The organism is Mesorhizobium sp. M7A.F.Ca.MR.362.00.0.0, from assembly GCF_004023175.1.
Lineage (GTDB): Bacteria > Pseudomonadota > Alphaproteobacteria > Rhizobiales > Rhizobiaceae > Mesorhizobium.
In genome coordinates this window covers 3,417-8,284 of record NZ_RZTF01000038.1, presented here as the reverse complement: position 1 = coordinate 8,284, position 4,868 = coordinate 3,417, and the positions used below count along the sequence as shown (strand labels likewise).

The window sequence follows — 4,868 nt, the reverse complement described above, 5'->3', positions numbered from 1 at the left end:
TGCCGGCAACACCGGGACAATCCTGCGCTTCGCCGCGTGCCTCGGACTTGGCGTCGACATCATCGAACCGGCCGGATTTCCGCTCTCCGACAAAGCGCTCAAGCGAGCCGGCATGGACTACCTCGAAATGGCTGCCCTGACCCGGCATGTCGACTGGCATGCCTTCGAGGAATGGCGCAAGGCTGGTTCGCGCCGGCTGGTGCTGCTGTCGACCAAAGCCACGACGGCCTACACCAGCTTCATCTTCGCCGAAGGCGACATACTCCTGTTTGGCCGGGAATCCGCAGGCGTGCCGGATCCTGTCCATCAGGCGGCTGATACGCGGCTGACCATCCCGATGCAGGGTACGGCGCGCAGCATCAACGTCGCGCTCTCCGTCGCCATGGTGGCGGGCGAAGCCGTCCGGCAACTCGGATAATGGCAGTCCGTCTCCCGTCATCTTGACCCAGGCGCACATCGCCTTCTCCTTCGTTTGCACATCCAGGGTTTCTTCGCTACAAGCTCAACTTAACTTGAGGTCAAGCGGAACAATCGGGGCGGAAAATCAGACATGGCGCCTATAACGGAATTGACGGTCGGCCAGGTGGCCATGCGCAGCGGGGTGGCGGTGTCGGCGCTGCATTTCTACGAGGCCCGCGGCCTGATCCGCAGCCATCGCACGTCGGGCAACCAGCGCCGCTACGGCCGCGATGTGCTGCGGCGCGTGGCGATCATCAAGGTTGCACAGGAGGTCGGCATCTCGCTGGCCGAAATCGGTGCCGCACTTGAATCACTGCCCGAAGGCCGCACGCCGACGCGCGACGACTGGAACCTTTTGTCGACCGCCTGGCGCGACGGGCTCGACCACAAGATCGCCCAGTTGAAGAAACTGCGCGACGGGCTGACCGACTGCATCGGCTGCGGCTGCATGTCCATCGACAAATGCCCGCTGCGCAACAAGGGCGACCGGCTGGCGCGCGAGGGGACAGGGGCAAGAAGGCTGGTTGCTCCGCCTCTCTCAAGGACATCCTAGTCAGCCGCTGGCAACCGCCTGATGGTGAACTCAATCAGGTCGCCCGGCCGCTCGAGCCAGCTTTCGATCTCGGTCCAGTAGGCCTGCTTGGGAAAGCGCTCGAACCATTCCTTGGCCTTGAGCCGCGCATCGGAGCGCGGCAGCACGAAGGTCTCTCGCAGGAAACCGTCGCGCGGCATACGCACGCGCTCGGCACGGCTTTGGTCGAGCCTTCTCTTCAGGCCATCCAGCGGCGGTCTTGCCGGGGTGCGCACGAAACAGCTCCTTGCACCTGGCGCATGACCCGAAATCGGAATCGAGTTTCGGAAAGGATCATGCGCAAAACCAAAGTGACTTGACCCTTGCCCTTAAGAGATTAGGGATCGCGCCGGCAAAAGACGAGTCATTTGTGGGACTCGCCGCCCCAACCGGAGACGGCACTTGGAACGACCAGAAATACCGACAGGCCTGCCCGCCGACATCGAACAGAAGAAGATGAAGGCACGGCTGTGGTTCGAGGCGCTGCGCGAACGCATCTGCGCCACTTTCGAGCAGATCGAGCAGGACCTTGGCGGGCCGCTGGCCTCGTGGTCACCGGGCCGTTTCGAAAAGACGCCGTGGGAACGCGACGAGGGCCGTGGCGGCGGCGGTACCATGTCGATGATGCACGGCCGCGTCTTCGAAAAGGTCGGCGTCCACACTTCGACCGTCCATGGCGAGTTCTCGCCCGAATTCAGGAAGCAGATGCCCGGCGCCGAGGAAGACCCGCGCTTCTGGGCATCCGGCATTTCGCTGATCGCGCACCCGTGGAATCCCAACGTTCCGGCCGTGCACATGAACACGCGCATGGTGGTAACATCGCGCCAATGGTTCGGCGGCGGCGCCGATCTGACACCGGTGCTCGATCGCCGCCGCACCCAGGACGACCCTGATACTCTCGCCTTCCATCGCGCCATGCAATTCGCTTGCGAGAAGAATGCCGCGGTCGCCGATTACCCGAAATTCAAGGCCTGGTGCGACGAGTACTTCTATCTGTCGCACCGCAACGAGCCGCGCGGCACCGGCGGCATCTTCTTCGACTGGCTGCATTCGGGCGAGGACAAAGGCGGCTGGAATGCCGATTTCAACTTTGTCCAGGATGTCGGCCGCTCCTTTCTCGTCGTCTACGGTCACCTCGTGCGCGCCAACTTCAACGAGAACTGGACCGATGGCGACCGTGACGAACAGCTCATCCGCCGCGGCCGCTATGTCGAATTCAATCTGCTTCACGATCGCGGCACCATCTTCGGCCTGAAGACCGGCGGCAATGTCGCGTCCATTCTCTCCAGCCTGCCGCCCGAGGTCCGCTGGCCGTAACAAAATGGTGAGCCCTGCGTGAGCCGCATTGATGTCCCATTCGCTTAAAATGGGCATGGAATGTGGCACGCGGTGCGGCGAAAAATTTCTTTTTCGTCTAATAGGCCGTTGAAAAGACTGGCCTATTTGTGGGGCCGGGTCGGGAAGCGCCGGCGGTTCGCCTGCGCGCAATTCCAGGAAAGTGCGAAACGGCTTTCCGACCGGAATTGCGTCAAAGCGAGCCGCGACCCGACGCGACCGGACGGCCCAGACGACGCGGGGCACCTCATAGAGAGGGATGCCCTACTTCCAGGAGTACTTCGCAATGCGCAAGATCATTGTTTCGGCGGCCGCCGCTGCCCTTCTCGCTTCCGGTTCGGTGGCATTCGCCGCCGTCAAGCACACCACCGGAACGATCAAGACCTTTGACGCAACGGCCATGAGTCTGGTCCTCGACGATGGATCGTCTTTTACGCTTCCCAAGACCTTCAAGGATCCTGGCCTGCAGGTCGGTGAAAAAGTCCGTGTCTCATGGGATATGAAGGGCAAGAACAAGGTCGCCGAGGCCGTCAAGGCCGCAAAATGATGGCTTGCCCGCCAGAGCAGGATGAGACGATGTCCGGTCCTGTTTCGGGGTAGTGTTAAGAGGGCGGAGCAGCGCTGCTCCGCCTTTTTGCCGTTGACCGCAACCAATGCCGCCCCATCTGTGTTATGCTTCTCACCCGCTCGCGGTCCGTGGATTCAACCCTGGAACCGGACCATGAGCCAAAAAAGTACCGGAGCCTCGACCAGGCTTCACGGAGGAAAAGGAGAAAATCCCATGAAGGAGTTTCACTGCGGGTCGCTCGTGCCCGGCTGTGACTGGCACACGCGTGCCGACGAGGAGGCCGAGGTGATGCGCCGTGCCGTCGAGCACATGCGCGAGACGCATGGCGAAACGGTGATCCGCGAGACGATGATCGAGGCGATCCGCTCGCGCATCGAAAAGACCCGCGACGCGGCCTGATCTACCCGGCGTTCAAAGCTTCGGCGGCGCGCTTGAGGAGCGCGTCGCGATCAGGGGTAAACCCGGCTTCGACCCATTCCGCCTCGAGATTCCTGAGGATTTCGCCGAGTTTCGGTCCTGGAGTTGCGCCGAGCGCCGTGAGATCGGCACCTTTCAGCGGAAACAACGGCTTTTCCCATTTGACGGCGAAGGCAAGCAGGCGCGAAAAGCCACCGGCTTCGAGCAGCGCCTCATTGTCCTCGACGGCGCGCACCCTGGCTGCCGCAAGCGACAGCCGCAGCCGGTCGACAAACCCCTGCCGGTCGCCGCGATAGAGCCTTTTCGCCAGTTCGCCCTCGGTCGTCTTCGGTTCGACGGCGGTAGCAAGCGCCCAGTGGCGCAGGCGATCCGCTTCGGCGGTTGAGAATTTGAGCCGCTCGGCGAGCGTCTTCATGCGAGCGGCATCGGGCGGCACGATCGCTTCCAGTCTGAGCAGCGGGTCGGGTGCCCAGCCCAGATCCTTCCCGGCCTTGGCCAACCCATGGATGGCATCGATGCCCCATTTCTCGCTTTCCGGCAGCGCTGCGGTCAAGACGCCTGCCTGCCGCATCCAGAGCAGCGCCCGTGACGGATCGGGCGCCGACAAGAGCTTCTTCAGTTCCGACCAGATGCGCTCGGCCGAAAGCTGGGCCAGCCCTTCCTTAAGCCGGGCGCAGGCTTTCAGCCCTTCGGCGTCCGGCCGTCCATCGCCGTACCAGGCGAAGAAGCGGAAGAAGCGCAGGATGCGCAGATAATCCTCGCGGATACGCGCTTCCGGGTCGCCGATGAAGCGCAGCCGGCGTGCCTCGATGTCGGCAATGCCGCCGACCAGGTCGACAACCCTGCCGTCGGCCTCGGCATAGAGCGCATTGATGGTGAAGTCGCGCCGCTCGGCGTCAAGCTTCCAGTCGCGCCCGAACGACACTTTCGCGCGTCGCCCGTCGGTCTCGATATCGGCGCGCAAGGTGGTGATTTCATAAGGTTTTCCGCCGGCAACCACGGTGATTGTCCCATGCTCGATGCCGGTTGGCACCGCCTTGAACCCTTCCGCTTCGGCGCGGCGGAGGGTTTCCTCCGGCAAGCAGGTGGTGGCGATGTCGATGTCGGCGACGGGCTGGCCAATCAGCGTGTTGCGCACCGCGCCGCCGGCGACTCGCGCCTCTTCACCGCCTTCGGCCAGTGCGAACAGCAGGCGCTGCAGATGCTTGTCGCCGAGCCAGTCGGCCCTGTCCGCGATCGAGACACTCACGCATAAAGCCTTTCATAGAGGGTACGGATGATGCCGGCGGTGACGCCCCAGATGCGCCGTTCGCCGTAAGGCATGTCGTAGAAGAACCATTCGAGATCGTTCCACATGCGGCTGTCGCGCTTGTGGTTGGCCGGGTCCATCAGGAAGCGCAGCGGCACTTCGAAAGCGGCGTCGACCTCGTCGGCGTTGAGCGTCAGCTGGAAACCGGGCAGCACGATGCCCAGCACCGGCGCGATGCGGTAGCCGCTGCCGGCCACATAGTCGGGCAT

The 4,868-nt window shown here is 63.2% G+C and carries 7 protein-coding genes and 1 pseudogene (1 of these 8 only partly in view); 5 read left to right on the top strand and 3 right to left on the bottom strand.

All coding sequences use genetic code 11. The features are described from left to right. Together EOC06_RS08115 and soxR are read left to right on the top strand one after the other, a co-directional pair. Window positions 1-418 (top strand): annotated as a pseudogene (locus EOC06_RS08115) (tRNA (cytidine(34)-2'-O)-methyltransferase) (it extends 49 nt beyond the left edge of the window). 132 nt (window positions 419-550) lie between these two features. Continuing rightward, window positions 551-1,012 (top strand): redox-sensitive transcriptional activator SoxR, encoded by a 462-nt coding sequence (soxR, locus tag EOC06_RS08110; protein ID WP_127269424.1) that lies wholly within the window; start codon window positions 551-553, stop codon window positions 1,010-1,012. Here the strand turns inward: soxR and EOC06_RS08105 are convergent. After that, entirely contained in the window at window positions 1,009-1,266 is a 258-nt protein-coding gene (locus EOC06_RS08105; protein ID WP_128307474.1) for a hypothetical protein, read from the bottom strand. The two genes, soxR and EOC06_RS08105, sit on opposite strands and share 4 nt — an antisense overlap. A gap of 166 nt (window positions 1,267-1,432) precedes the next feature. Here EOC06_RS08105 and hemF point away from each other — a divergent pair, with 166 nt between their 5' ends. The 3 genes from hemF to EOC06_RS08090 all read left to right on the top strand — a co-directional run bounded on the left by hemF (window position 1,433) and on the right by EOC06_RS08090 (window position 3,332). Then, complete coding sequence (hemF, locus tag EOC06_RS08100; protein ID WP_127269426.1) at window positions 1,433-2,347, top strand: oxygen-dependent coproporphyrinogen oxidase; 915 nt, start codon at window positions 1,433-1,435, stop codon at window positions 2,345-2,347. Between the two features lie 304 nt (window positions 2,348-2,651). Beyond that, window positions 2,652-2,912, top strand: a complete 261-nt coding sequence (locus EOC06_RS08095; RefSeq protein WP_127269427.1) for a DUF1344 domain-containing protein — start codon at window positions 2,652-2,654, stop codon at window positions 2,910-2,912. 234 nt (window positions 2,913-3,146) lie between these two features. Beyond that, window positions 3,147-3,332, top strand: coding sequence for a DUF1059 domain-containing protein (locus EOC06_RS08090; protein ID WP_013529972.1), 186 nt, complete (start codon window positions 3,147-3,149; stop codon window positions 3,330-3,332). A 1-nt stretch (window position 3,333) separates the two neighbouring features. Here the strand turns inward: EOC06_RS08090 and EOC06_RS08085 are convergent, their stop codons facing one another. Beyond that, window positions 3,334-4,599 (bottom strand): CCA tRNA nucleotidyltransferase, encoded by a 1,266-nt coding sequence (locus tag EOC06_RS08085; RefSeq protein WP_128307473.1) that lies wholly within the window; start codon window positions 4,597-4,599, stop codon window positions 3,334-3,336. After that, window positions 4,596-4,868 (bottom strand): CoA pyrophosphatase (locus EOC06_RS41980; protein ID WP_245469399.1); only part of this gene is annotated, 273 nt, incomplete at its 5' end. The genes EOC06_RS08085 and EOC06_RS41980, both read right to left, overlap by 4 nt.